Source organism: Bordetella sp. 2513F2, from assembly GCF_054642735.1.
In genome coordinates, this window is record NZ_CM137755.1 from 1,869,904 (window position 1) to 1,891,794 (window position 21,891).

Consider the following 21,891-nt stretch of genomic DNA (forward strand, 5'->3'; position numbering starts at 1 on the left):
TGCAGGCCCTCAGGCCGCGATGATGCTGCGCCGGCTGCCCGTGGGGCGCGGTCCGCGGCCGCGTGCGTCGTAGGTGGCCGCGGCGCCGGCCTGGGTGATCTGTCTCAGGGCCTGCAGCGATTCTCCCGTGTGGCGCAGGTGCACGGCGATCAGCGCGCCATTGCGCGCATTCTGCTGGCGCGCGGTGTCGGCCAGCTGGCGCAGCGTGTGCCAGGCCGGCGCGAGCTGCGGGTGCAGGGAGGCAGCCTGGTCCGTGCCGGCGTAGCCGGGCGGCAGGCCCATTTCGGCGAGCAATTCGTCGCGCCGAGCGCCCAGCTCGGCGAGCTGGCTGGCCAGGGCCTCCTTGCGGCTTGCGGCTTGCTGCAGCGACGCATGGGCCTTGCGGTCGGCAAGGGCCGCCGCTTCGGCTTCGGTGGCGGCGATGAAATCGCGGACCAGGGCGGTCTCGTGTTCGATGCAGTCTTGCAGGGAGGCAATCATGTCGGGGCAGGGCGCGCGAAGGCTTACTTGAGGAGTTCCTGGGCGCTGGCGATCAGGCTGTCGGCGATGCGGCTGGCATCGATCTTGAGCTCGCCCGAGGCGATGGCGGCGCGGATGGCCTGGATGCGGGCGAGGTCCACGTCGCTGCCGCCTTCCTGCAGCGCCAGCAGCTGGCGCGAGGCGGAACTGAGGGCCACCTGGGCGCTGCTGCCGGGCTGGCCTCCGGTGCCGCCGGCGTAGGCCTGCGCCACCGTATTGTCGGCTCGCAGGTTGACGCCTTGGGCTGCAATCGGGCTGGAAGTCGTGCTGATCTTCAAAATGATCTCCGCGGAGCGGTGGGAGAGGCCGCCGAGGCGGACCCACTGTCGTTATGTGCTGGTAACGGTCGGGCGGCCGATAACTTTAGGGCCCCATCCGGATGCGTGCGGCGAATATGTAACATTTCTAGAGGGGGATTTCCACCAGCCCCGCGTTCTGCACGATGCCGCTGACGATCTGGCCGGAGGCGGTGCGCACCTGCACGCGCGCGCCCGGGGCTGCGTCGGCCAGCACCTCGCCTTCCCCCGTGACGACGAACCCTTTGCCGTTGGCCACGATGCGCACGTTCTGCCCACGCTCCACCGATTGCGCGCTGCGCAGGGCAGAGCCTTTGAGGGGCTGGCCGGCAGCGATGCGGTAGGCCGCCCGCATGCCGACGGCCTGGGCCGGATCGGTGATGACCCCCGGCGGCAGGGCCACCAGGTCTGCGGCACGCGCTTCGAGGTCGGCAGCTTCGATGACGCGGCCGGGCGCGATGCGGCGCGCCGCCACGTAGTACTCGCCCGCAATGCTCAGGCTCGCTTGCACGTAGGTGGTCCAGGCCTGCGGCGCGGTGCACCGCACGCCCACCGACATCCGCGCCCGCAGCCGCAGCGCCGAAGGCAGGAACGGCTCGAGCGCCTCGCAGGCGGGCAGCCGTTCGGTGCGGACCGGGTCGACGGTGATGGTGGCCTTGCCCGGAATGTCGGCCAGCCGCGACTCCAGATACAGGACCACGCTGCGGGCCAGTTGCCCGGGATCCTGGGCGGGCGCGGCGCCGGCTGCCGCGGCGGATGCCCCCATGCAGGCCAGCGCCAGGGCGCATGCCGCGCGGGCGATCGGGATCAGATGCGCTTTCATGCCAGCGATTGTAGAAGCGGGGTATGGGCGGCAATAACGGAATTGACTGCGAAATCGCGGGTTATTTGGATGATTGTGGCGCGCGCCGCAAACCTATGATGCCGCATGTCTGAAAAGCCCGGCATCGCGCCGGGCGTTCGCCAAGCAATATCCGATACGAGGCGCGACCGCATGCTAGACCGGCTCAGTGAGGACTTCCGATTTTTCCAGCAGGCCATCGGCCTGCGGGCGCAGCGCCAGGAGGTGCTGTCGTCGAACATCGCCAATGCCGACACCCCGAACTACAAAGCGCGCGACTTCGATTTCAAGGCCGCCATGGAAGGCGCGCTCGACCAGCCCATGCGCCTGCCCGATACCCATCTCACCCTGACCTCCGCGCGGCACATACCCGCCCAGGCCCAGGGAAATCCCGACGCCGAGCTGATGTATCGCATGCCGTACCAGGCCAGCCTGGACGGCAACACGGTCGACATGGATGCCGAGCGCGTGCAGTTCCTCGACAACACGCTGCACTACCAGAGCAGCCTGCAGGTGTTGTCGGGCCGCATCCGCACCATGATGGCCGCCATCCAGGAATGATAGGGAGCAGTCTGCCATGTCTTTGTTGAGCATCTTCGATATCGCCGGTTCGGCGCTCAGCGCGCAGTCGCAGCGCATGAACGTGTCGGCCAGCAACATGGCCAACGCCGAGAGCGTGGTCGGCCCCGATGGTCAGCCCTATCGCGCGCGCCAGGTGGTGTTCCAGGTGAACCCGCCGGCGGGCCAGGCGCTGGGCCAGGAAATCGGCGGCGTGCGCGTCGCCGGGGTGGTGCAGGACCCCTCGCCGCTCAAGCAGGTCTACGACCCCAACCATCCGCTCGCCGACGAGCAGGGCTACATCTACATGCCCAACGTCGATCCGGTGGCCGAAACGGTGAACATGATCGCCGCGTCGCGCTCCTACCAGGCCAACGTCGAAGTGCTCAACACGGCCAAGCAGCTGATGCTCAAGACGCTCACGCTGGGCCAGTCCTGAGCCATCGATCCCCAACCGGCGCACAACCATGACCACCATCACATCCAGCTCCACCGCCACCGACGTTGCGTTGGCCCAGGCGTCCACCGCCAGCTCCAGCGCGGCCCAGAGCATCCAGGACCAGTTCCTCACGCTGCTCGTCACGCAGCTGCAGAACCAGGATCCGCTCAATCCCATGGACAACGCCGAACTGACTTCGCAGATGGCGCAGATCTCCACGGTGGAGGGTATCACCAACCTGAGCAACGTGATGCTGGCCATCAGCGGACAGATCGACGTGTCGCAGTCGATGAATGCCATTTCGCTGATAGGCAAGGGCGTGCTGGTGCCGGGTGCCAAGATCGCCCTGGGCACCAATCCGGAAGACGGCACGGTGCGCGAGGCCACGCCCTTCGGCGTCGACCTGCAGGGCGACGCGGCCAAGGTGACGGTGAAGATCCTCGACGCCTCCGGCGCCGCCGTGCGCACGGTGGAGCTCAGCAACCAGGAAACCGGTGTGCTGACCTTCGAATGGGACGGCAAGACGGACAGCGGCGCCGATGCGGCCGACGGCAGCTACACGGTGAGCGTCAGCGCCGTCGATGCCGACGGCAAGCAGGTGGGCGCGGAAGCCCTCACGTACGGCGTGGTCAACAGCGTGGCGTACTCCACGGAAGGCCTGCGCCTGGACCTGGGGCTGGCGGGCCAGGCCAGCATGCTGGACGTGCGCAAGGTCATCGGCACCTGAGCCTGCCATCCGGCGGGCATCGATTCCAACGAACTTTTTGCAGAGCGAGAGTAGAACATGGGCTTCGGACAAGGACTCAGCGGCCTCAACGCCGCATCGCAGAACCTGGACGTCATCGGCAACAACATCGCCAACTCGGGCACGGTGGGCTACAAGACCGGCTCGGCGTCCTTTGCCGACGTGTACGCTTCCTCGCGCGTGGGCCTGGGCGTGCAGGTCAGCGCCGTCAATCAGCGCTTCACCGTCGGCACCGTATCCTCCACGGGCGGCGAGTACGACATGGCCATCGACGGCCAGAACGGCTTCTTCCGGCTGGTGGACTCGAGCGGCAGCCTGTACTACTCGCGCAACGGCGAGTTCATGGTCGACAAGGACTTCTACATCACCAACATGCAGGGCCTGCGCCTCACCGGCTACCCCGCCGGCGGCGTCGGCGAAGACCCCGTGCCGCTCACGCTGCCCCAGGGCAACATCGCGCCGCAGGCCACGACCGCCGCGACGCTGCAGAGCAACCTGAACGCCAACGCCGACCCGATCGATCCCGCCACGCTGCCGTTCGATCCCGCTGACAGCACCACGTATACCAACTCGGTGCCCACCACGGTGTACGACTCGCTGGGCAATGCGCACCAGTTGACGCAGTACTTCGCCAAGCGCGAGGCGACCGGCGACCACAGCGTGTACGACGTGTACTACATGCTGGACGGCCAGGCCATGACGCCGGCCAGCGCGCAGCTCACTTTCAATTCGGCGGGGCAGATCACGAATACGCCGGCCCAGGTAGACCTGGCCTTCGCCAACCCGGGCGGCGTGAACTCGCCCGCGGAAGACCTGGCCATGACGGTCGACTACTCCCAGGTCACCCAGTATGGCAGCTCCTTCAATCCGGTGATGACGCCCGACGGCTACACCAGCGGCGAATTCTCGGGCATCAGCATCGGCGCGGACGGCAGCCTGCTGGCTTCCTACACCAACGGCGAGACGCAGGTGATCGGCACGGTGGTGCTGGCCGACTTCAACAACGTGCAGGGGCTGCAGCCTGTGGGCAACAACGCCTGGGTCGAGACGGCCGAATCGGGCCAGGCCCGCCTGGGCCAGCCCGGCACGAACGGCCTGGCCACGCTGGTGGGGCAGGCGCTGGAGCAGTCCAACGTCGACATGAGCAAGGAGCTGGTGAACATGATCATCGCCCAGCGCACGTACCAGGCCAACGCCCAGACCATCAAGACGCAGAACGAGATCATGCAGGTCCTGATGAACATGAGCTGACCCGGCTTGCCTTTCGCAGCCAGAACGCATTGATGGAATAGGCGATGGATCGCATCATCTACACGGCCATGAACGGCGCCGCCCGCATCGGCGAGCAGCAGGCGGTGCTCAGCAACAACATGGCGAACGTCAGCACGCCGGGCTTTCGCGCGCAGCTGGCGCTGTACCGGTCGGTGCCGGTGAACGACGGCACCTCGCTGCCCACGCGCGTCTCCACGGTGGCCGCCACGCCGGGCCACAACTTCGCCATGGGCACCGTCAACACCACGGGCCGCGATCTCGACGTGGCGCTGGCGGGGCGGGGCTGGCTGGCGGTGCAGACTCCGCAGGGCGAAGGCTATACCCGCGCGGGAGACCTGCAGGTGGGCCTGAACGGCCTGCTGCAGACTGCGCTGGGCCAGCCGGTGCTGTCCGACCAGAATGCCGTCATCGAAGTGCCTGAGCAGGCCTCGCTGAGCATCGGGTCCGACGGCACGGTAACGGCCATCGGCGCGGGCGACCCGCCCAACAACGTGCTGAACCTGGGCCGCATCAAGCTGGTCGATGCGCCCGAGCAGGCGCTGGTGCACGGCGACGACGGGGTGTTCCGCATGCCGCCGGTCAATGGCCAGCCGGCGCTGCCGCTGCCCGCGGACCCGACGCTGCGCGTGGTGTCCGGTGCGCTGGAAGGCAGCAATGCCAGTCCCATGGCGGCCATGGTGGGCATGATCGAGAACGCGCGCCGCTTCGAGATGCAGATGCAGGTGATCAGCGAGGCCGACGGCAACGCGCAGCGTGCCAACGAGCTGCTGTCGGTTAGCGGCTGATTTTCAACGGTTTTGATGCGCGGCCCGCGGGGCCGCGCCAGGAGTCTTCGCCATGATGCGTTCACTGTGGATTTCCAAGACGGGCCTGGAGGGTCAACAGACCTCCATGGACGTCATCTCGAACAACCTGGCCAACGTGCAGACCACGGGCTTCAAGCGCGGCCGCGCGGTGTTCCAGGACCTGATGTACCAGACGCTGCGCCAGCCTGGCGCCCAGGTGGGCGACGCCAACCAGCTGCCCTCGGGGCTGCAGCTGGGCACCGGCGTGCGCGTGGCCGCCACCGAGCGCGTCTTCACGCAGGGCAACATGAACAACACCGGCAGCGAGATGGACATCGCCATCAACGGGCGCGGCTTCCTGCAGGTCGAGCTGCCCGACGGCACCCAGGCGTACACGCGGGACGGCACGCTGCAGGTGGACCAGAACGGCCAGCTCACGACGGCCGGCGGCTATGTGATCCAGCCGCCCATCAACGTGCCGGACAACGCTCTGAGCCTCACGATCGGCAAGGACGGCACGGTCACGGTGACGCAGCCGGGTGCGGCGGGCGTCAACGTGGAAATCGGCCAGCTGCAGATCGCCACGTTCATCAACCCCGTGGGCCTGCAGAGCATCGGCGAGAACCTGTACCTCGAGACGGATTCCTCCGGCCCGGCGAACATCCTGGAGGCCGGGGTGGACGGCGCCGGCGAGATCATGCAGCAGTACACGGAGACGTCCAACGTGAACGTGGCCGAGGAGCTGGTGAACATGATCACCACCCAGCGCGCCTATGAGATGAACAGCAAGGCAGTGCAGACTTCCGACGAGATGCTGGCCCGCCTCACCCAACTGTAATGACCTTGCCGATGCTGCGATTGCTCGCCGGTGCGGGCCTGCTGCTCCTTGCGGCCGGCTGCGCCATGATTCCGCCCGAGCCGGTGGTGCTGGGGCCGACGACGGCGGTGCCGCCGGCGCCGCCCATGCCCATGGCGAGCCCCAGCGGCTCGATCTTCCAGCCCACGGTATACGGCAACTACCCCTTGTTCGAGGACCGGCGCCCGCGCAACGTCGGCGACGTGGTGACCATCGTGCTCGAGGAGCGCACCAACGCGGCCAAGAACGTGGCAATCAACACCAGCCGCCAGGGCGGCGTATCGCTGGGCATCGCCGCCGCGCCGCGCTTCATGGGCAGCTCGATCAACAGCGGCGGCCTCGACACCGACGCCTCGGGCGAGAACACCATGAACGGCACGGGCAACAGCATGGCCAACAATACCTTCAGCGGCACCATCACGACCACGGTGATCGGCGTGCTGCCCAACGGCAACCTGCAGGTGGCCGGGGAGAAGCAGATCGCCATCAACCGCGGCAGCGAGTACGTGCGCTTTTCCGGCGTGGTCGATCCGCGCTCCATCACAGGCAGCAACTCGGTGTCGTCCACGCGCGTGGCGGACGCCCGCATCGAATACCGCAGCAAGGGAACCATGGACGAGGTCCAGACCATGGGCTGGCTGCAACGCTTCTTCCTGCTGGCCTCGCCGTTCTGATCATGCGACTGTCGATTACGCCCGCAAGCCTGTTTCCCATCCTGTTCCGTCCGTCCGCCCGGCGGCTGGCCGCATGGAGCTGGCGCGCGGCCATGGGCCTGGCCCTGTGCCTGGCGATGGCGGCGCCGGCCGAAGCCGAGCGCCTGAAGGACCTGTCTTCCCTGCAAGGGGTGCGCGCCAACCAGCTGATCGGTTACGGCCTGGTGGTGGGCCTGGACGGCAGCGGCGACCAGGTGCGCCAGACCCCGTTCACCCAGCAGAGCCTGACCAACATGCTGTCGCAGCTGGGCATCACGGTTCCCCAGGGCAGCAACATGCAGCTCAAGAACGTGGCGGCAGTCATGGTCACCGCCACGCTGCCGCCGTTCGCCCGGCCCGGCCAGACCGTGGACGTGGTGGTGTCGTCCATGGGCAACGCCAAGAGCCTGCGCGGCGGCACGCTCCTGATGACGCCGCTCAAGGGCGCCGACAACCAGGTGTATGCCATCGCCCAGGGGAACATCCTGGTGGGCGGGGCGGGAGCCCAGGCGGGCGGGTCGAGCGTGCAGATCAACCAGCTCAACGGCGGCCGGATCAACAACGGCGCCATCGTCGAGCGCAGCGTGCCCACCACCTACAACGACGGCGGCATCGTGCACCTGGAGATGAACGACACCGATTTCGGCACGACCCAGAATGCGGTGGCCGCCATCAACCGCAGCTTCGGCCCCGGTACCGCCACGGCCCTCGACGGCCGCGTGGTGCAGGTACGCGGCCCGCAGGATCCGGCCGCCATGCCGGCGTTCCTGTCGCGCCTCGAGAATCTCAACGTCACGCGCGCGCCGGCGTCGGCCAAGGTCATCATCAACGCCCGCACCGGCTCGGTGGTGATGAACCGCACCGTGATGATCGAAGAGGCGGCCGTCTCCCACGGCAACCTGTCGGTCATCATCAACCAGCAGAACCAGGTCTACCAGCCCGACACGCCGTTCACGCAGGGGCAGACGGTGGTGGCGCCCAATACCCAGATCGAAGTGCGCCAGGAAGGCGGCGCGATACGCCGCGTGGACACCAGCGCCAATCTTGCGGACGTGGTCAACGCGCTCAATGCCCTGGGCGCCACGCCGCAGGACCTGCTGGCCATACTCCAGGCCATGAAGGCCGCCGGCGCGCTGCGCGCAGACCTGGAGATCATCTAGTGGCATTGGTCCGTTATACGCCGCGTCCGGGCAGCCAGGAATCGGTCTTCGACCTGGGCCGCCTGGCCGATCTCAAGCGGGCCGCAGGCAGCCAGCCCGAAGGTCTGGCCGAGCAGAAGCAGGTGGCGCGCCAGTTCGAGGCGCTGTTCCTGCAGATGATGCTCAAGCGCATGCGCGAAGCCACGCCCAGGAGCGGCCTGCTCGACAGCCAGCAGACCGAGATGCTGCAGTCCATGGGCGACGAGCAACTCGCGCTGCAGCTGGCCGATCCCGGCATCGGCCTGGCGCAGGCACTGCTGGCACAGATGCGGCAGGGGCAGCCTGCCGCCGCGGTCCAGCCCGCTGGTGATGCGCTGGCCGACGACGTGCCGCCTATCCCGCTGGCCGGCCTGCCTTCCGCCCCGGGCGCGGGCAAGACGCAGGAGCGCGAGGTCTCGGCGCTGCTGGACATGCTGCGCAGCAACCAGGCCCGCGAACGTGCCGCGGCTGCGGCAGAGGGCGTGCCGCCGCACGTGGTCGATTTCGTCTCGCGCATGGCGGGGGCCGCCAACCACGCCGCCCGCGAAAGCGGCGTGCCGGCGCGCCTGATCCTCGGCCAGGCCGCGCTGGAGTCCGGCTGGGGCCGGCGCGAGATCCTGCATCCCGACGGCCGTACCAGCCACAACGTGTTCGGCATCAAGGCCGGCGCCGGCTGGAAGGGCGACGTGGTGGAGGTCACCACCACGGAGTACGTGGACGGCGTGGCCCGGAAGATGGTCCAGCCGTTCCGCTCCTATGGCTCCTATCGGGAGGCCTTTGCCGACTACGCCAGGCTGATCGGCGACAGCCCGCGCTACGAACGGGTGGTGCAGGCCCGCAACGAGGTCGAGGCGGCGCGGCGCATCCAGCAGGCCGGCTACGCCACGGACCCGCGCTATGCCGACAAGCTGATCCAGGTCATGAGCCAGCTGCAGGCATCCATCGGGGCGCTGGATTTTGCGGGACGTCGCTAAATTTGCGAACAAGCCTGCCGTTAACCGGGCATTCGTGACCGTCAGCGGTCTATCACGGGGCACAGCATGAATCTGTACAACTTGGCGAAGACGGGCTTGAACGCCGCCCAGGCGGGCCTGGAAACCACCAGCCACAACATCACCAATGCCACCACCGCCGGCTACAGCCGGCAGCGGGTCATCACCTCGACGGCGGGGGCCACGGCAACGGGCAGTGGCTTCTTCGGCCGGGGCGTGCAGGTCGACACCGTGGCGCGCCAGTACGACAGCTTCCTGTATCGGCAGCTGGTGGGTTCGCAGGGCTCGGGCGCGCAGCTCGGCGAGCAGTACAACCAGCTGTCGCAGGTCAACAACCTGTTCGGCGACCGCACCGTGGGCATCACGCCGGCGCTGGCCGGCTTCTTCAGCAGCCTCAACTCGGCAGCCAGCTCGCCGTCCGATCCCGCCGTGCGCCAGGACCTGATCGGCACTTCCGAGAGCCTGGTCACCCAGATCAACTCGGCCTACCAGGAGCTCCAGAACCAGCGCGAGGCGCTCAATACGCAGGTTTCCACCACGGTGCAGCAGGTCAACAGCTACCTCGAGCGCATCAACGAGCTGAACCAGCAGATCGTGGTGGCCAAGGGCAAGACCGGCCAGGAGCCCAACGACCTCCTCGACCAGCGCGACCAGGCAGTTTCCGAGCTCAACCAGCTGGTGGGCATCCGCTACTACGAGCAGGGCGACAGCGTGAACATCACGCTGCAGGGCGGGCAGACGCTGCTGTCCGGAACCACGGTGTATCCGCTCGAAGCCGTGAGCTCGGCCAGCGACGTGGGCCGCACGGTGGTGGCCTACACCCTGCCGGCGGGCTCGGGCAACGTCATCTCGGTGGAGCTGTCCGACAGCGAGATCACCGGCGGCAAGCTCGGCGGCCTGCTGGCGTTCCGCACCGATTCGCTGGACGCCATACAGGACCAGCTCGGGCAGTTCGCCATCGGCCTGGCCATGACGCTGAACGCCCAGCACGAGCAGGGCCTGGATCTCAACGGCGATCCGGGCGGCGCGCTGTTCGGCCTGGCGGCGCCCGCGGCCATCCCGAACACCGGCAACGCGGGCAACGGCTCGCTGCAGGCCGAGTACGTCGATGCCAACGCCATCCAGGCCAGCGCCTATGAAATCGAGTTCGACGGCGCCAGCTACCAGGTGACGCGCCTGTCCGACAACACCGTCTATACGCTGGCCCCCGCGGCCGACGGCACCATCAGCTTCGATGGCCTGACGCTCTCGCCGGGCGGCGTGGCCGCTGCCGGCGACAGCTGGACGCTGCAAGCCACCCGCGATGCGGCCCGCGACCTGGAAATGCTGATCAGCGACCCCACCAAGCTGGCGCTGGCCGACCAGGACGGCGGCACCAGCAACGGCAACAACGGCCTGGCCCTGGCCGCGCTGCAGACGGCCAAGGTGCTGGGCAACGGCTCCATGAGCCTGAACGAGGCCTTCTCGCAGCTGGTCAACACGGTAGGCGTGCAGACGCAGCAGCTCGAGACGGCGGTCACGGCGCAGAACACGCTGATCACCCAGCACCTCACGGCGCAGCAGTCGGTGTCGGGCGTGAACCTCAACGAAGAGTACGTGAGCCTGACGCTCTACCAGGAGCAGTACCAGGCCAGCGCCAAGATCCTCGACGTCGCCAGCACAGTCTTCGACACGCTGCTCGGCCTGCGTACCTGAGCGCCACTTCCAGAAGCCTAGACCCGGAGTTCCACCATGCGCCTTAGCACCTCGCTGATCTACCAGAACGGCCTGAACGGCATCCTGAACCAGGAGTCGACGCTGTCGCGCCTGCAGGAGCAGCTGGCCAGCGGCAAACGCATACTCACGCCGGCCGACGATCCGCTGGCGGCCTCGCTGGCGGTGAACGTGTCGCAGACGCAGAGCATGAACGACACCTATGGGTCGAACCGCAAGACGGCCCTGCAGTCGCTGGGCGCGGAGGAAAACACGCTGGCTTCGGTCACGACCACCCTGCAGGACCTGCTGCAGCGGGTGGTGCAGGCGGGCAACGGCACGATGAGCGACGCCGACCGCCAGTCGCTGGCCACGTCCCTGCAGGGCGCGCGCGACCAGTTGCTGGGTCTGGCCAATTCCACCGACGGCAATGGCCAGTACCTGTTCTCCGGCTACGCCGGCTTCACCGCGCCCTATGTCGAGGATCCGGCCACGGGCACCGTGAGCTATGCCGGAGACGCCGGCCAGCGCATGATCCAGGTCGACCAGACGCGCCAGATGGCCAGCGCCGACGTCGGCACCGACATCTTCGGCAAGGCCGCGGCAGGCACGCTCACCTACATTGCCGAGGCCGCGCCGGGCAACACCGGCACGGCGGTGTACAGCCAGGTCTCCTACGACGTGCCCGAGGCCGGCAACGCCGTGGGCCGCGATTTCCAGATCGACTTTGCCGCAGACCCCGTCAGCGGCGAGCTGCAGTACACCGTGACGGTGGTTCCGGCCGATCCCGCCATGCCGCCCCTCACGGCAGCGTACGAAAGCGGCGCCACCATCGAGATGTACGGCGTGAGCGTGGTGATCTCCGGCGAGCCGGCGGCGGGCGATTCGTTCGCGGTGGCAACGCCGAATGACGACAACATGGACATGTTCGCCACCCTCGACAGCCTGATCGATACGCTGAAGCAGCCGTCGACCGACGACCCCGTGGCGCAGGCTGCGCTCGTCAATGAACTGGCTTCGGCCAACAAGAAGCTGACGCTGGGCCTGGACAACGTGCTTACGGTGCGGGCTTCCGTGGGCGCGCGCATGAACGAACTCGAGGCGCTGGACGCCACGGGCACGCAGAAGGGCCTGTCGTATACCAAGCAGCTGTCCGACCTCGAGGACGTGAACGTCTACGAGGTGACCTCGCAGCTGATCCTGCGCCAGGTGGCGCTGGAGGCGGCCTCGCTGTCGTTCACGCGCATCACGGGAACCAGCCTCTTCAGCCGGGGCTGACCCGCCGTCCGCATCCCCGGACGGGATTCATTTCTAGCAGACCACACAGAAAACATGTTCTCCAATCTGAAGGTACGGACCTGCATCGGCCTCGTACTCGGGCTTTTCTTCTTTGCCATGCTCGCCGCCACGGGCGCGGGCTGGTTCGCCACCTCGTCGAGCAACCAGAAGCTGGAGGACGTCAACGGCGCCTACAGCAACCTGGTCACGCCGGCCTATGCCTCGTACGTGAGCATGCTGCGCGCGCGGCTGAATCTCACGCAGTCCATGCTGGAGCTGCAGGACGGCCGGATGCGCGAATCGACGGCGGCGTTGGACCAGGCCGTCGAGCGCCTCGGGCATGCCAAACGTCAGTTCGACCTGTACAGGCAGGCGGCGCAGTCCGGGCAGGGCGCGGAGCTCAGCCGCCAGGTGGAAAGCGCCTTCGGCAACTACGCACGCACCGCCGACCGCCAGGCCGGCGCCCTGCGCAACCAGGACATCCGCCAGTTCGTCGAGCTCAATGCAGAGATGCAGCGCCTGAACGGCGCATTCGACCAGGCCATGGACGCCTACCTGGGCTATATCGACACGGCCACCGACGCGCTGGTGGTGCAGGCGCGCGGCGACTACGGGATTTCGCGCGGCGTGTCGGTGGCGCTGCTGTGCCTGGCCGTGCTGCTGTGCGTGGGCTGCGCGCTGTTCATCGGGCGCAGCGTGCTGCGTCCGCTGCGCGAGGCGGGGCAGCACTTTGACCGGATAGCGGGCGGCGACCTGACGGCACGCGTGGAGGTGCGCAACAGCAACGAGATCGGTCAGTTGTTTGCGTCGCTGAAGCGGATGCAGGAGAGCCTGACGCGCACGGTGAGCGCGGTTCGCCGTGGGGTTGAAGAGATCAACGTGGGTGCGCGGGAGATTTCGGCGGGCAACACGGACCTGAGCAGCCGCACGGAGCAGCAGGCGGCGTCGCTGGAGGAGACGGCGGCGTCGATGGAGGAGCTGGCCTCGACGGTGAAGCAGAATGCGGACAACGCGCGGCAGGCGAACCAGCTGGCGGCGAGCGCGTCGGACGTGGCCGAGCGCGGCGGCGCGGCGGTGTCGGAGGTGGTGAGCACGATGGAGGGGATCTCGGCGAGTTCGCGCAAGATCTCGGAGATCGTGTCGGTGATCGACGGGATTGCGTTCCAGACGAACATTCTGGCGCTGAACGCGGCGGTGGAAGCGGCGCGCGCGGGCGAGCAGGGCAAGGGATTTGCGGTGGTGGCGGGCGAGGTGCGTTCGCTGGCGCAGCGCAGCGCGCAGGCGGCCAAGGAGATCAAGCAGCTGATCGAGGACTCGGTGTCGAAGGTGGGCACGGGTTCGCAGCAGGTGGAGCGCGCCGGGGCGACGATGCAGGAGATCGTGGCGTCGGTCAAGCGCGTGACGGACATCATGGGCGAGATCTCGGCGGCGTCGGAGGAGCAGTCCAGCGGGATCGACCAGGTCAATCGTGCGGTGTCGCAGATGGACGAGGTGACGCAGCAGAACGCGGCGCTGGTGGAAGAGGCGGCTGCGGCGGCGGGTTCGCTGCAGGAGCAGGCGCAGCGCCTGGCCGAGGCGGTGTCGGTGTTCAAGATCAACGCCGGCGAAGTCATCGAGGTGCCGGCGCAGGCCCTGTCGCATCGCAGCGCCACGCCGCTGGTCGGCCAGCAGGCGGCGCCGGCGCAGGCTGCGGCGGAGCCCGCCCAACCCGCGCCGCAGCAGGCCTCGTCGCCTGCTGCGCCCGCGCGCCTGCCGTCCGGCCGTCCGGCGGCACGCGCCGAGGGGGCCACCGCCCAGCGCCCGGCTCGCCGCAGCGCCGCAGCCGGGGCCGGCCCGGCCGCGCCCGCGCCGGCCCCGGCGTCGGCTGCGGCTGCGGCCACCCGCCGCAAGCCGGCGGCGGCGGACGACTGGGAGTCTTTCTGATGGCAACGGCCACAGGGAGCGGAACGTGAAGCGGCGTCTTGCAGGCCTGGCAACGGCGGCGCTGCTCCTGCTGGGCGGCTGCGCCGCGACCGGGCACAACTTCGATCCTGACGGCCTGTCGCGGCTCACGCCCGGGCAGACCACCATGGCCGAAGCGGCCCAGACCCTGGCCGCGCCGCCCGACCGGGTCTATCCCCAGAGCGACGGCACCACGCTGGCGCTCTGGCATTTCAATATCACGTTCGTTCCCGACGGGCTGTACAGCCGCAAGCAGGCCTTGCTGCAATTCGGACCCGACGGACGGCTGGTGCGGCTGGTGGACAGCTCCAACATCCTGCTGGAGCCCTGGGCCCGCCGCAAGTTGCTCGGGCCCGCGCCGACGCCGTCGGCCGGTGCGGCGTACGCCACAGAACCGGTACAGGCGCTGCCCATCGCCGTCCCGCCCGCGCCAGCGCGCTAGACGCTGCTCGTAGACCAATCCTTGAATGCATGGGGGAGTTATGGATACCAATTTCGAATCGGGTGAAACGACCAAGGCCCAGGCAAAGCGGCGCAAGCGCGAATCCAGGCCCAGGCAGAAGCGCAAGCTGCGCGACGCGCGGGTGGGCACGCTGATATTGCTGCTGATGGGCGTGTTTGCCCTGCTGATAGCCGGGATCGGTGCGATGGCCGCCTACTTCCTGGACCAGAACTACAAGTCGGTGCAGCAGATCTCGGAGTTGACTGCGCGCGCCAAGCAGGTGGAGATCATCAACAGCGACATGCTGCGGGCCCGCGTGGCCCTCATGGTGGCGGCCCGCCATCTGCAGGAGTCCGGCTGGGGCAGCGGCGAGAATTCGGCGCAGGCCGCCAAGGACACGCTGGCCGAAGCCACCACCCTGCTCGAGGGCGTGCGCAAGAGCTTCTCCGACTTCCAGGGCAACATGCTGGAGGACGACGCTGGCCGGCAGCTCTCCATGAACCTGGTGCGGCGCTACCGCTCGTACATCGACGACGGCGTGGACACCATGGTGGAAGCGCTGCGCAGCGAAGACTACTCCACCTTCTACATGGTCAACAACGAATACGGCACGCCCCGCAGCGCCGCATTCATCGCGGCGCTGGCCGATTTCAGCAAATACATCGCCGAGAGGGAGGCCGCCACGCTGGAGGTGGCGCGCACCAACTTCGATCGCGCCCTGGTGGCGGTGGCGGCGGCCATCGTGCTGTCGCTGATCCTCATGGTAGTGGCGCGGATCCTGTTCGGCCGCCTGGTGGTGCGCCCGCTCGTCGAGGCGGGTCAGCACTTTGACCGGATAGCGGGCGGCGACCTGACGGCGCGGGTGGAGGTGCGCAACAGCAACGAGATCGGTCAGTTGTTTGCGTCGCTGAAGCGGATGCAGGAGAGCCTGACGCGCACGGTGAGCACGGTTCGCCGTGGGGTGGAAGAGATCAACGTGGGTGCGCGGGAGATTTCGGCGGGCAACACGGACCTGAGCAGCCGCACGGAGCAGCAGGCGGCGTCGCTGGAGGAGACGGCGGCGTCGATGGAGGAGCTGGCCTCGACGGTGAAGCAGAATGCGGACAACGCGCGGCAGGCGAACCAGCTGGCGGCGAGCGCGTCGGACGTGGCCGAGCGCGGCGGCGCGGCGGTGTCGGAGGTGGTGAGCACGATGGAGGGGATCTCGGCGAGTTCGCGCAAGATCTCGGAGATCGTGTCGGTGATCGACGGGATCGCGTTCCAGACGAACATCCTGGCGCTGAACGCGGCGGTGGAAGCGGCGCGCGCGGGCGAGCAGGGCAAGGGATTTGCGGTGGTGGCGGGCGAGGTGCGTTCGCTGGCGCAGCGCAGCGCGCAGGCGGCCAAGGAGATCAAGCAGCTGATCGAGGACTCGGTGTCGAAGGTGGGCACGGGCTCGCAGCAGGTGGAGCGCGCCGGGGCGACGATGCAGGAGATCGTGGCGTCGGTCAAGCGCGTGACGGACATCATGGGCGAGATCTCGGCGGCGTCGGAGGAGCAGTCCAGCGGGATCGACCAGGTCAATCGTGCGGTGTCGCAGATGGACGAGGTGACGCAGCAGAACGCGGCGCTGGTGGAAGAGGCTGCGGCGGCGGCGGGTTCGCTGCAGGAGCAGGCGCAGCGGCTGGCCGAGGCGGTGTCGGTGTTCAAGATCAACGCCGGCGAAGTCATCGAGGTGCCGGCGCAGGCCCTGTCGCATCGCAGCGCCACGCCGCTGGTCGGCCAGCAGGCATAAGGACCGGCGTCACGACGGGCAGCAACATGGATGGCCGGCAGGGTACCCGGTACCCTGCCGGCCATGTTTTTTCCCCCTGGCCATCGATGCCGGGCGGGTGCTTCGGGCATTACCTGGAAACAGCAGAACAGAGGAGCAAGCCGTGCGGGTCAATCTTCCGGTCACCGACGTGGAGACACGCCTGCGGGACGATCAATACCTGATCTCCCGTACCGATACCAAGGGACGCATCGTCTACGCCAATCCGGCCTTCGTGGCCGTGAGCGGCTACACGCGCGAGGAGCTGCTTGGCCAGCCCCACAACCTCGTGCGCCATCCCGACATGCCGTCGGAGGCTTTCGAAGACCTGTGGCGCACCTTGCGCGCGGGCGAGTCCTGGCTCGGGCTGGTGAAGAACCGCCGCAAGGACGGCGGCTATTACTGGGTGCTGGCCAATGCCACGCCGATCTTCGAGAACGGCGAAGTGGCGGCCTACTCCTCGGTGCGGGTCAAGCCCAGCGACGAGCAGGTCGAGGCCGCCGAAGCCTTCTATGCGCGGCTGCGGGAAGGCCGCGCGGCCGGCTGGACCATCCGCCGCGGCAAGCCGGCGCGCGCCGGCTGGCGTCGGCTGCTGGAACTCGCGGCGTATCCCCTGCGCGGCGGCATGCGGGCGCGCATGTGGCGCTGCACCACTCTCTCGGTAGCATTGACGGGCGCCGCCGGCGCGGCCGCCCTGGCCGCATGGTGGCCGCAGTGGTCCACGCTGCAGGCCGGCGGCGGCGTGGGCGGCGTCGCGGCGGCGATGCTGCTGGTCGGTGTGGCCCAGCGCAGGCTGAACCGTTCCGTGGTGCGCACGATGGAGTCGGCCGCCGACATGGCGCGCCAGGTCGCCGCAGGCAACCTGACCACCCAGCTGCATGCGGACTCCGGCGACGAAGCGGGCGAACTGGCGTTCTCGCTCGACGTGATGCGCAAGAGCCTGATCGGCATCGCCCGGGAGGTGCATCGCGGCATCGAAGGCACCGGCCGGGCCGTCGCGGGCATCTCGCGCGACAACGAGGCGCTGTCCCTGCGCACGCTGGACCAGAGCTCCGCGCTGCAGAGCACGGCCGCCAGCATGGAGGAGCTGACTTCCACGGTGCGCCAGAACGCCGACCATTCCAGGCAGGCCAGCCTGCTGGCCAGCGACAGCATGGACGTGGCGCGGCGGGGCGGCGCCGCCGTGGGCGAGGTGGTGAATACCATGCACGGCATGTCGGCCAGCTCGCAGAAGATCGCCGAGATCGTCACCATCATCGAGGGCATTGCCTTCCAGACCAACATCCTGGCCCTGAATGCGGCGGTGGAGGCGGCGCGCGCCGGCGAGTCAGGCAAGGGCTTCGCCGTGGTGGCCTCCGAGGTGCGCAGCCTGGCCCAGAAGAGCGCGCAGGCCGCGCGCGAGATCAAGGACCTGATCGAGGAGTCGGTGAGCCGCGTCATGGAGGGTTCGGACCAGGCCGAGCGCGCGGGCGCCACCATGCAGGACATCGTCAATGCGGTGCAGCGCGTGGCCGACATCATCAGCGAGATATCCGTGGCTTCCCAGCAGCAGGCGGCGGGCATCGAGCAGATCGAGCAGACCGTGTCGCAGCTGGACGGCGGAACACAGGAGAATGCCCAGCTCGTGCAGCAGCTGGGCGCCGCGGTGACGCAGCTGGACGGCCAGTCCTCGAGCCTGCGGGAGACCATCCGCGTATTCCGCCTGGGGGGTTCGGCCTAGGCCTTTCAGCGCGGGCCGCCGGCCGGGGCCGCGCGCACTGCCCGCGCTTCAGCGCTCAGCGGCCGGCCAGTCCGTCGGCCACTTCGCTCATAGTCTGCAGGCCTTGCTGGAACAGGTCCTCGAAGAACGGGCCGGCATGGGGCAGGACCACGGCAAGCAGCACCAGGCCCACGATCAGGCTCAGGGGAAAGCCCACGGCGAACACGGTGAGCTGCGGCGCGGCGCGGTTCAGGATGCCCATGGCCAGGCTCATGGTGAGCAGCGCGCAGATCAGCGGCAGCGCCAGCATCAGGCCGGACACGAAGATGGCCTGGCCCCATTCGGCCAGGATGCCCCAGCCGTTGCGGTCCAGGGCGCCCAGCGCCACGGGCAGCGTCTCGAAGCTGCGCATCAGCGCGGCCAGCATGAGCAGATGGCCGTCCAGCGCCATGAACACCAGCATGGCCACGACGTTGAAGAAGCGCGACAGCACCGCGGTGTTGGCCCCCGTGGCGGGATCGAAGAACGAGGCGAACGAAAGGCCCATCTGCAGCCCCACGAATTCGCCCGCGGTCTGCACGGCGGCGAACACCACCCGCATGGCCAGGCCCAACGCCACGCCTATCAGTATCTGCTGCAGCACCAGCCACAGGCCCTCGTACGATCCGGGCGCCACTGCCGGCATGGGCCCCAGCGCAGGGGATACCGCCACGGTGAGCATGAAGGCCAGCCCCACCTTCACCAGCGCGGGCACATTGGATTCGGAGAAGAGCGGCGAACTGCCTATCAGCGCCAGGATGCGCACGAAGGGCCAGAGAAACTGGCCGATCCAGCCGTTGAGCTGCTCCAGGGTGAAGGAGACCATGACGCGAGCCGGGGCTCAGGACACCAGCATGGGGATCTGGCCGATCAGCTGGCGGATGTAGTCGGTCATCAGGCCGATGAGCCAGGGACCGAGCAGCACCAGCAGGCCGCACATGGCCAGCAGCTTGGGGATGAACGACAGCGTCATCTCGTTGATCTGGGTGGCGGCCTGGAAGATGCTGATCACCAGGCCCACGATCAGCGTTACCACCAGCAGCGGGCCGGCCATGGCCAGCGTGATCTTCATGGCCTGGTAGGTCATGGTCATGACGGTGTCTGCGGTCATGGCGTGTTCCCGGCTATTGGTAGAAGCTCTGGGCCAGCGAGCCGATGAGCAGGTTCCAGCCATCGGCCAGCACGAACAGCATCAGCTTGAACGGCAGCGCCACCGTGACCGGCGGGACCATCATCATGCCCAGCGCCATCAGCGTGCTGGCCACGACCATGTCGATGATCAGGAAGGGAATGAAGATGGTGAAGCCGATCTGGAAGGCCGTCTTGAGCTCGCTGGTGATGAAGGCCGGCACCAGGATGCGCATGGGCACCTGCGAGGGGTCTTCCATGGCCGGCTGGTTGGCCATGTCGGCGAACAGCGCCAGGTCGGTTTCGCGCGTCTGGTTCAGCATGAAGGTGTGCAGCGGCCCGGCCGCCCGCTCGATGGCCGTCTCGAAGCTGATGTCGCCGGCGCTCAGCGGCTGGTAGGCCTCGGCATAGATGCGGTCGAACACCGGCGACATGGTGTAGAAAGTGAGGAACAGCGCCAGTCCGATCAGCACATGGTTGGGCGGCGACATCGCGGTGCCGAGGGCGCTGCGCAGCAGGCCCAGCACGATGATGATGCGGGTGAAGCCCGTCATCATCAGCAGCGCAGCCGGCAGGAACGACAGCGAGGTCATCAGCAGCAGCGTCTGCATGCTGAGCGAATACGTTTCCGAACCGCCGGGACCCGGCGTTGCGGTGAGGGCAGGCAGCGTGGCCTGGGCCAGCGTGCTGCCGGGCCAGAGGCAGAACAGCGCCAGGGCGGCGAACAGGGCGCAGGGCCAGCCGCGCCGGGACAGGAAGGCCGGTGCGCGGCGCTGGGAATGATGCATGTCGCGGCGTTTCAGTGGGATCACGGGCGCCGGACGGCCTTGCCCAGGCGCTGGGCAAGCGTGGCGGCGAAGGCGGGGAGCGGGGTGCCGGCATCCGGGGCGGGCACGGTGCCGGCCGGCAGCGTATGCAGGGCCGTCATGCCGCCCGGCGTGAGGCCGACCACCAGCCAGGTATCCTGCACCTGTATCACCGCGATGCGCTGCCGGGGCCCGAGCGCGAGGCTGCCCACCATGCGCAGCACGCTGCCGTCCTGGCGCTGCATCAGGCCGGACCGCCTGGCCAGCCACGCCGCCATCAGGATGGCGGCGACCACCAGCACCAGGCCGGCCACGACGCGCAGGACGGCAGCTTCGGTCATGGTTTCAGCGGCGGTTGTTCAGGCGGTTGATCCGTTCCGACGGCGTGATGATGTCGGTGAGGCGGATGCCGTATTTGTCTTCGACGACGACCACCTCGCCCTGGGCGATGAGGTAGCCGTTGACGAAGATGTCCATCGGCTCGCCGGCCAGGCCGTCGAGTTCGACCACCGAGCCCTGGCCGAGCTGCAGCAGGTTCTTGATGGTCAGGCGCGTGCGGCCCAGTTCGACGGTGAGCTGGACCGGCACGTCCATGATCAGGTCGATGTCGGTGCCCGCAACGCCTTCCTTGTTGCTCAGCGGCTTGAACACGGATTGGCCGGCGGCCTTGGCCGCAGGCGGCGGCGTGGCGGCGGCAGGCGCGGTCGATCCACCGGCTGCGGCGGGCGCCGCGGCCTGCTCGGCCATGGCGTCGGCCCAGGGATCCTGCGCCTTCAGGCCGTCGGCCTGGGTCGGCGGCACGGTGCGGGATTGTTCGGCGAGCGCATCGGCCCAGTCGTCGGCCGCCGAAGCGGGTGCGCTGGCGCCGGTCTGGTCAGGCCGCTCGTTCGTGTCAGTCATGGTCGGGGGCCTCGTTGGAATCGGAATCGGGTTGGATCATGTTTTGCACGCGCAGCGCGTACTGGCCGTTGAATACGCCGTAGCCGCACTCCATGAGCGGCACGCCGTTGACTTGGGCGACGACGGTGTCGGGGACCTCGAGCGGGAGAATGTCGCCGACCCGCATGCGCAGCAGCTGCCCCACGGTGGAGCGCACCTGGGCGAATTCCGCCACCAGCTCCACGTCTGCGCTGCGCACCTGGCGCGACAGCTGCTGGGTCCAGCGCTGGTCGACCTCCTCGAGGGCGGTATCCTGCAGCGGGCGGGTGAGCAGGTCGCGCACCGGCTCGATCATGGAATAGGGCAGGCAGATGTTGAGCTCGCCGCCCGTGGCGCCGAACTCGATGTGGAAGGGCGTGACCACCACGATCTCGTTGCTGCCGGTGACGCTGGCGAACTTGGTGTGCATCTCGGAACGCACGTACTCGAACTCGATCGGATAGACCGGGTCCCAGGAGCGGCCGTAGCTCTCCAGCGTGAGATTGAGCAGGCGCCGGATGATGCGCTGCTCGGTGGTGGTGAAGTCGCGGCCTTCGACCCGGGTGTGGTAGCGGCCATCTCCGCCGAACAGGCTGTCGATGACCAGGAAGACCAGGTTCGGGTCGTAGCTGAACAGGGCAGTGCCGCGCAGCGGCTTCATCTGCACCATGTTGAGGTTGCTCGGGACCGGCAGGTTGCGCTCGAATTCCGAGTACTTCTGGATGCGGATGGAGCCTACGGTGATGTCGGCGCTGCGCCGCATGAAATTGAACAGCACGCTGCGCATGTTGCGGGCGAAGCGCTCGTTGATGAGCTCCAGCGTCTGCATGCGCCGGCGCACGACGCGGTCGGGGGAGCTCAGGTCGTAGGTTCGCGGCCCGGCGGTGTCCTCGCTGGCCTTGCCCGCCTCGTCGCTCTCGCCGTTGACCCCGGCGAGCAGCGCATCGACCTCGTCCTGTGAAAGAAACGCCTCATAGGCCATG

Annotated in this window: 24 protein-coding genes; 15 read left to right on the plus strand and 9 right to left on the minus strand. The window is 68.1% G+C overall.

The genetic code is table 11. The features are described from left to right. Positions 1 to 9: 9 nt before the first annotated feature. The 3 genes from ACYBYQ_RS08860 to flgA all read right to left on the minus strand — a co-directional run bounded on the left by ACYBYQ_RS08860 (position 10) and on the right by flgA (position 1,638). Positions 10 to 480 (minus strand): flagellar protein FlgN, encoded by a 471-nt coding sequence (locus ACYBYQ_RS08860; protein WP_459618378.1) that lies wholly within the window; start codon positions 478 to 480, stop codon positions 10 to 12. A gap of 23 nt (positions 481 to 503) precedes the next feature. Further along, positions 504 to 797, minus strand: a complete 294-nt coding sequence (gene flgM / locus ACYBYQ_RS08865; RefSeq protein WP_459618379.1) for a flagellar biosynthesis anti-sigma factor FlgM — start codon at positions 795 to 797, stop codon at positions 504 to 506. Positions 798 to 924: 127 nt separating this feature from the next. Beyond that, positions 925 to 1,638 (minus strand): flagellar basal body P-ring formation chaperone FlgA, encoded by a 714-nt coding sequence (gene flgA / locus ACYBYQ_RS08870; protein WP_459618380.1) that lies wholly within the window; start codon positions 1,636 to 1,638, stop codon positions 925 to 927. Between the two features lie 171 nt (positions 1,639 to 1,809). Here flgA and flgB point away from each other — a divergent pair, with 171 nt between their 5' ends. From flgB to ACYBYQ_RS08945, 15 genes are all read left to right on the plus strand, one after another. Then, entirely contained in the window at positions 1,810 to 2,217 is a 408-nt protein-coding gene (flgB, locus tag ACYBYQ_RS08875; RefSeq protein WP_459618381.1) for a flagellar basal body rod protein FlgB, read from the plus strand. A gap of 16 nt (positions 2,218 to 2,233) precedes the next feature. After that, positions 2,234 to 2,653: a flagellar basal body rod protein FlgC gene (flgC, locus tag ACYBYQ_RS08880; protein ID WP_459618382.1), complete on the plus strand. Its 420-nt coding sequence runs from the start codon at positions 2,234 to 2,236 to the stop codon at positions 2,651 to 2,653. A 28-nt stretch (positions 2,654 to 2,681) separates the two neighbouring features. Then, positions 2,682 to 3,380 carry a flagellar hook capping FlgD N-terminal domain-containing protein gene (locus tag ACYBYQ_RS08885; protein ID WP_459618383.1) on the plus strand — a complete coding sequence of 233 codons (699 nt, stop codon included), beginning with the start codon at positions 2,682 to 2,684 and terminating at the stop codon, positions 3,378 to 3,380. Between the two features lie 57 nt (positions 3,381 to 3,437). Further along, the gene (flgE, locus tag ACYBYQ_RS08890; protein ID WP_459618384.1) at positions 3,438 to 4,649 is read left to right on the plus strand and encodes a flagellar hook protein FlgE; all 1,212 of its coding nucleotides are present in this window, start codon (positions 3,438 to 3,440) and stop codon (positions 4,647 to 4,649) included. A gap of 44 nt (positions 4,650 to 4,693) precedes the next feature. Further along, positions 4,694 to 5,455 carry a flagellar basal-body rod protein FlgF gene (locus tag ACYBYQ_RS08895; protein WP_459618385.1) on the plus strand — a complete coding sequence of 254 codons (762 nt, stop codon included), beginning with the start codon at positions 4,694 to 4,696 and terminating at the stop codon, positions 5,453 to 5,455. A gap of 52 nt (positions 5,456 to 5,507) precedes the next feature. Continuing rightward, positions 5,508 to 6,293 carry a flagellar basal-body rod protein FlgG gene (gene flgG / locus ACYBYQ_RS08900; protein ID WP_459618386.1) on the plus strand — a complete coding sequence of 262 codons (786 nt, stop codon included), beginning with the start codon at positions 5,508 to 5,510 and terminating at the stop codon, positions 6,291 to 6,293. Then, positions 6,293 to 6,985, plus strand: a complete 693-nt coding sequence (locus tag ACYBYQ_RS08905) for a flagellar basal body L-ring protein FlgH (protein WP_459618387.1) — start codon at positions 6,293 to 6,295, stop codon at positions 6,983 to 6,985. Before flgG ends, ACYBYQ_RS08905 begins: the two co-directional genes overlap by 1 nt. Positions 6,986 to 7,077: 92 nt before the next feature. Next, a complete protein-coding gene (locus ACYBYQ_RS08910) occupies positions 7,078 to 8,163 on the plus strand; it encodes a flagellar basal body P-ring protein FlgI (RefSeq protein ID WP_459618738.1) in 1,086 nt (361 codons plus the stop codon). Then, complete coding sequence (gene flgJ, locus ACYBYQ_RS08915; RefSeq protein WP_459618388.1) at positions 8,163 to 9,155, plus strand: flagellar assembly peptidoglycan hydrolase FlgJ; 993 nt, start codon at positions 8,163 to 8,165, stop codon at positions 9,153 to 9,155. The genes ACYBYQ_RS08910 and flgJ overlap by 1 nt, the downstream gene beginning before the upstream one ends. Positions 9,156 to 9,221: 66 nt before the next feature. Further along, positions 9,222 to 10,868 (plus strand): flagellar hook-associated protein FlgK, encoded by a 1,647-nt coding sequence (gene flgK / locus ACYBYQ_RS08920; protein WP_459618389.1) that lies wholly within the window; start codon positions 9,222 to 9,224, stop codon positions 10,866 to 10,868. Between the two features lie 36 nt (positions 10,869 to 10,904). Then, positions 10,905 to 12,143 carry a flagellar hook-associated protein FlgL gene (gene flgL, locus ACYBYQ_RS08925; protein ID WP_459618390.1) on the plus strand — a complete coding sequence of 413 codons (1,239 nt, stop codon included), beginning with the start codon at positions 10,905 to 10,907 and terminating at the stop codon, positions 12,141 to 12,143. 54 nt (positions 12,144 to 12,197) lie between these two features. Next, positions 12,198 to 14,066 (plus strand): methyl-accepting chemotaxis protein, encoded by a 1,869-nt coding sequence (locus tag ACYBYQ_RS08930; RefSeq protein WP_459618391.1) that lies wholly within the window; start codon positions 12,198 to 12,200, stop codon positions 14,064 to 14,066. 25 nt (positions 14,067 to 14,091) lie between these two features. Continuing rightward, on the plus strand, positions 14,092 to 14,526 hold the full coding sequence (locus ACYBYQ_RS08935; RefSeq protein ID WP_459618392.1) for a hypothetical protein: 435 nt from the start codon (positions 14,092 to 14,094) through the stop codon (positions 14,524 to 14,526). 40 nt (positions 14,527 to 14,566) lie between these two features. Next, the gene (locus ACYBYQ_RS08940; protein ID WP_459618393.1) at positions 14,567 to 16,300 is read left to right on the plus strand and encodes a methyl-accepting chemotaxis protein; all 1,734 of its coding nucleotides are present in this window, start codon (positions 14,567 to 14,569) and stop codon (positions 16,298 to 16,300) included. A 142-nt stretch (positions 16,301 to 16,442) separates the two neighbouring features. Beyond that, the gene (locus ACYBYQ_RS08945) at positions 16,443 to 18,038 is read left to right on the plus strand and encodes a methyl-accepting chemotaxis protein (RefSeq protein ID WP_459618394.1); all 1,596 of its coding nucleotides are present in this window, start codon (positions 16,443 to 16,445) and stop codon (positions 18,036 to 18,038) included. A gap of 55 nt (positions 18,039 to 18,093) precedes the next feature. Here ACYBYQ_RS08945 and fliR read toward each other — a convergent pair whose 3' ends face one another. The 6 genes from fliR to fliM are packed head-to-tail and all read right to left on the minus strand — an operon-like array spanning position 18,094 to position 21,890. Next, positions 18,094 to 18,882 (minus strand): flagellar biosynthetic protein FliR, encoded by a 789-nt coding sequence (fliR, locus tag ACYBYQ_RS08950; RefSeq protein WP_459618395.1) that lies wholly within the window; start codon positions 18,880 to 18,882, stop codon positions 18,094 to 18,096. Between the two features lie 15 nt (positions 18,883 to 18,897). Beyond that, positions 18,898 to 19,167 carry a flagellar biosynthesis protein FliQ gene (fliQ, locus tag ACYBYQ_RS08955; RefSeq protein ID WP_459618396.1) on the minus strand — a complete coding sequence of 90 codons (270 nt, stop codon included), beginning with the start codon at positions 19,165 to 19,167 and terminating at the stop codon, positions 18,898 to 18,900. A 13-nt stretch (positions 19,168 to 19,180) separates the two neighbouring features. Further along, a complete protein-coding gene (gene fliP, locus ACYBYQ_RS08960; protein WP_459618397.1) occupies positions 19,181 to 19,972 on the minus strand; it encodes a flagellar type III secretion system pore protein FliP in 792 nt (263 codons plus the stop codon). Positions 19,973 to 19,992: 20 nt separating this feature from the next. Then, positions 19,993 to 20,331 carry a flagellar biosynthetic protein FliO gene (gene fliO, locus ACYBYQ_RS08965; RefSeq protein ID WP_459618398.1) on the minus strand — a complete coding sequence of 113 codons (339 nt, stop codon included), beginning with the start codon at positions 20,329 to 20,331 and terminating at the stop codon, positions 19,993 to 19,995. 4 nt (positions 20,332 to 20,335) lie between these two features. Then, complete coding sequence (gene fliN / locus ACYBYQ_RS08970) at positions 20,336 to 20,890, minus strand: flagellar motor switch protein FliN (RefSeq protein ID WP_459618399.1); 555 nt, start codon at positions 20,888 to 20,890, stop codon at positions 20,336 to 20,338. Next, on the minus strand, positions 20,883 to 21,890 hold the full coding sequence (gene fliM, locus ACYBYQ_RS08975; RefSeq protein WP_459618400.1) for a flagellar motor switch protein FliM: 1,008 nt from the start codon (positions 21,888 to 21,890) through the stop codon (positions 20,883 to 20,885). Before fliM ends, fliN begins: the two co-directional genes overlap by 8 nt. Between the last annotated feature and the right edge of the window lies 1 nt (position 21,891).

What these genes read in the sequence shown, in the direction of transcription:
- ACYBYQ_RS08860 (WP_459618378.1), bottom strand. Translation starts at nt 480, where the DNA reads ATGATTGCCTCCCTGCAAGACTGCATCGAACACGAGACCGCCCTGGTC.
- flgA (WP_459618380.1), bottom strand. Translation starts at nt 1,638, where the DNA reads ATGAAAGCGCATCTGATCCCGATCGCCCGCGCGGCATGCGCCCTGGCG.
- flgB (WP_459618381.1), top strand. Translation starts at nt 1,810, where the DNA reads ATGCTAGACCGGCTCAGTGAGGACTTCCGATTTTTCCAGCAGGCCATC.
- flgC (WP_459618382.1), top strand. Translation starts at nt 2,234, where the DNA reads ATGTCTTTGTTGAGCATCTTCGATATCGCCGGTTCGGCGCTCAGCGCG.
- ACYBYQ_RS08885 (WP_459618383.1), top strand. Translation starts at nt 2,682, where the DNA reads ATGACCACCATCACATCCAGCTCCACCGCCACCGACGTTGCGTTGGCC.
- flgE (WP_459618384.1), top strand. Translation starts at nt 3,438, where the DNA reads ATGGGCTTCGGACAAGGACTCAGCGGCCTCAACGCCGCATCGCAGAAC.
- ACYBYQ_RS08895 (WP_459618385.1), top strand. Translation starts at nt 4,694, where the DNA reads ATGGATCGCATCATCTACACGGCCATGAACGGCGCCGCCCGCATCGGC.
- flgG (WP_459618386.1), top strand. Translation starts at nt 5,508, where the DNA reads ATGATGCGTTCACTGTGGATTTCCAAGACGGGCCTGGAGGGTCAACAG.
- ACYBYQ_RS08905 (WP_459618387.1), top strand. Translation starts at nt 6,293, where the DNA reads ATGACCTTGCCGATGCTGCGATTGCTCGCCGGTGCGGGCCTGCTGCTC.
- ACYBYQ_RS08910 (WP_459618738.1), top strand. Translation starts at nt 7,078, where the DNA reads ATGGGCCTGGCCCTGTGCCTGGCGATGGCGGCGCCGGCCGAAGCCGAG.
- flgK (WP_459618389.1), top strand. Translation starts at nt 9,222, where the DNA reads ATGAATCTGTACAACTTGGCGAAGACGGGCTTGAACGCCGCCCAGGCG.
- flgL (WP_459618390.1), top strand. Translation starts at nt 10,905, where the DNA reads ATGCGCCTTAGCACCTCGCTGATCTACCAGAACGGCCTGAACGGCATC.
- ACYBYQ_RS08930 (WP_459618391.1), top strand. Translation starts at nt 12,198, where the DNA reads ATGTTCTCCAATCTGAAGGTACGGACCTGCATCGGCCTCGTACTCGGG.
- ACYBYQ_RS08940 (WP_459618393.1), top strand. Translation starts at nt 14,567, where the DNA reads ATGGATACCAATTTCGAATCGGGTGAAACGACCAAGGCCCAGGCAAAG.
- fliR (WP_459618395.1), bottom strand. Translation starts at nt 18,882, where the DNA reads ATGGTCTCCTTCACCCTGGAGCAGCTCAACGGCTGGATCGGCCAGTTT.
- fliQ (WP_459618396.1), bottom strand. Translation starts at nt 19,167, where the DNA reads ATGACCGCAGACACCGTCATGACCATGACCTACCAGGCCATGAAGATC.
- fliP (WP_459618397.1), bottom strand. Translation starts at nt 19,972, where the DNA reads ATGCATCATTCCCAGCGCCGCGCACCGGCCTTCCTGTCCCGGCGCGGC.
- fliO (WP_459618398.1), bottom strand. Translation starts at nt 20,331, where the DNA reads ATGACCGAAGCTGCCGTCCTGCGCGTCGTGGCCGGCCTGGTGCTGGTG.
- fliN (WP_459618399.1), bottom strand. Translation starts at nt 20,890, where the DNA reads ATGACTGACACGAACGAGCGGCCTGACCAGACCGGCGCCAGCGCACCC.
- fliM (WP_459618400.1), bottom strand. Translation starts at nt 21,890, where the DNA reads ATGGCCTATGAGGCGTTTCTTTCACAGGACGAGGTCGATGCGCTGCTC.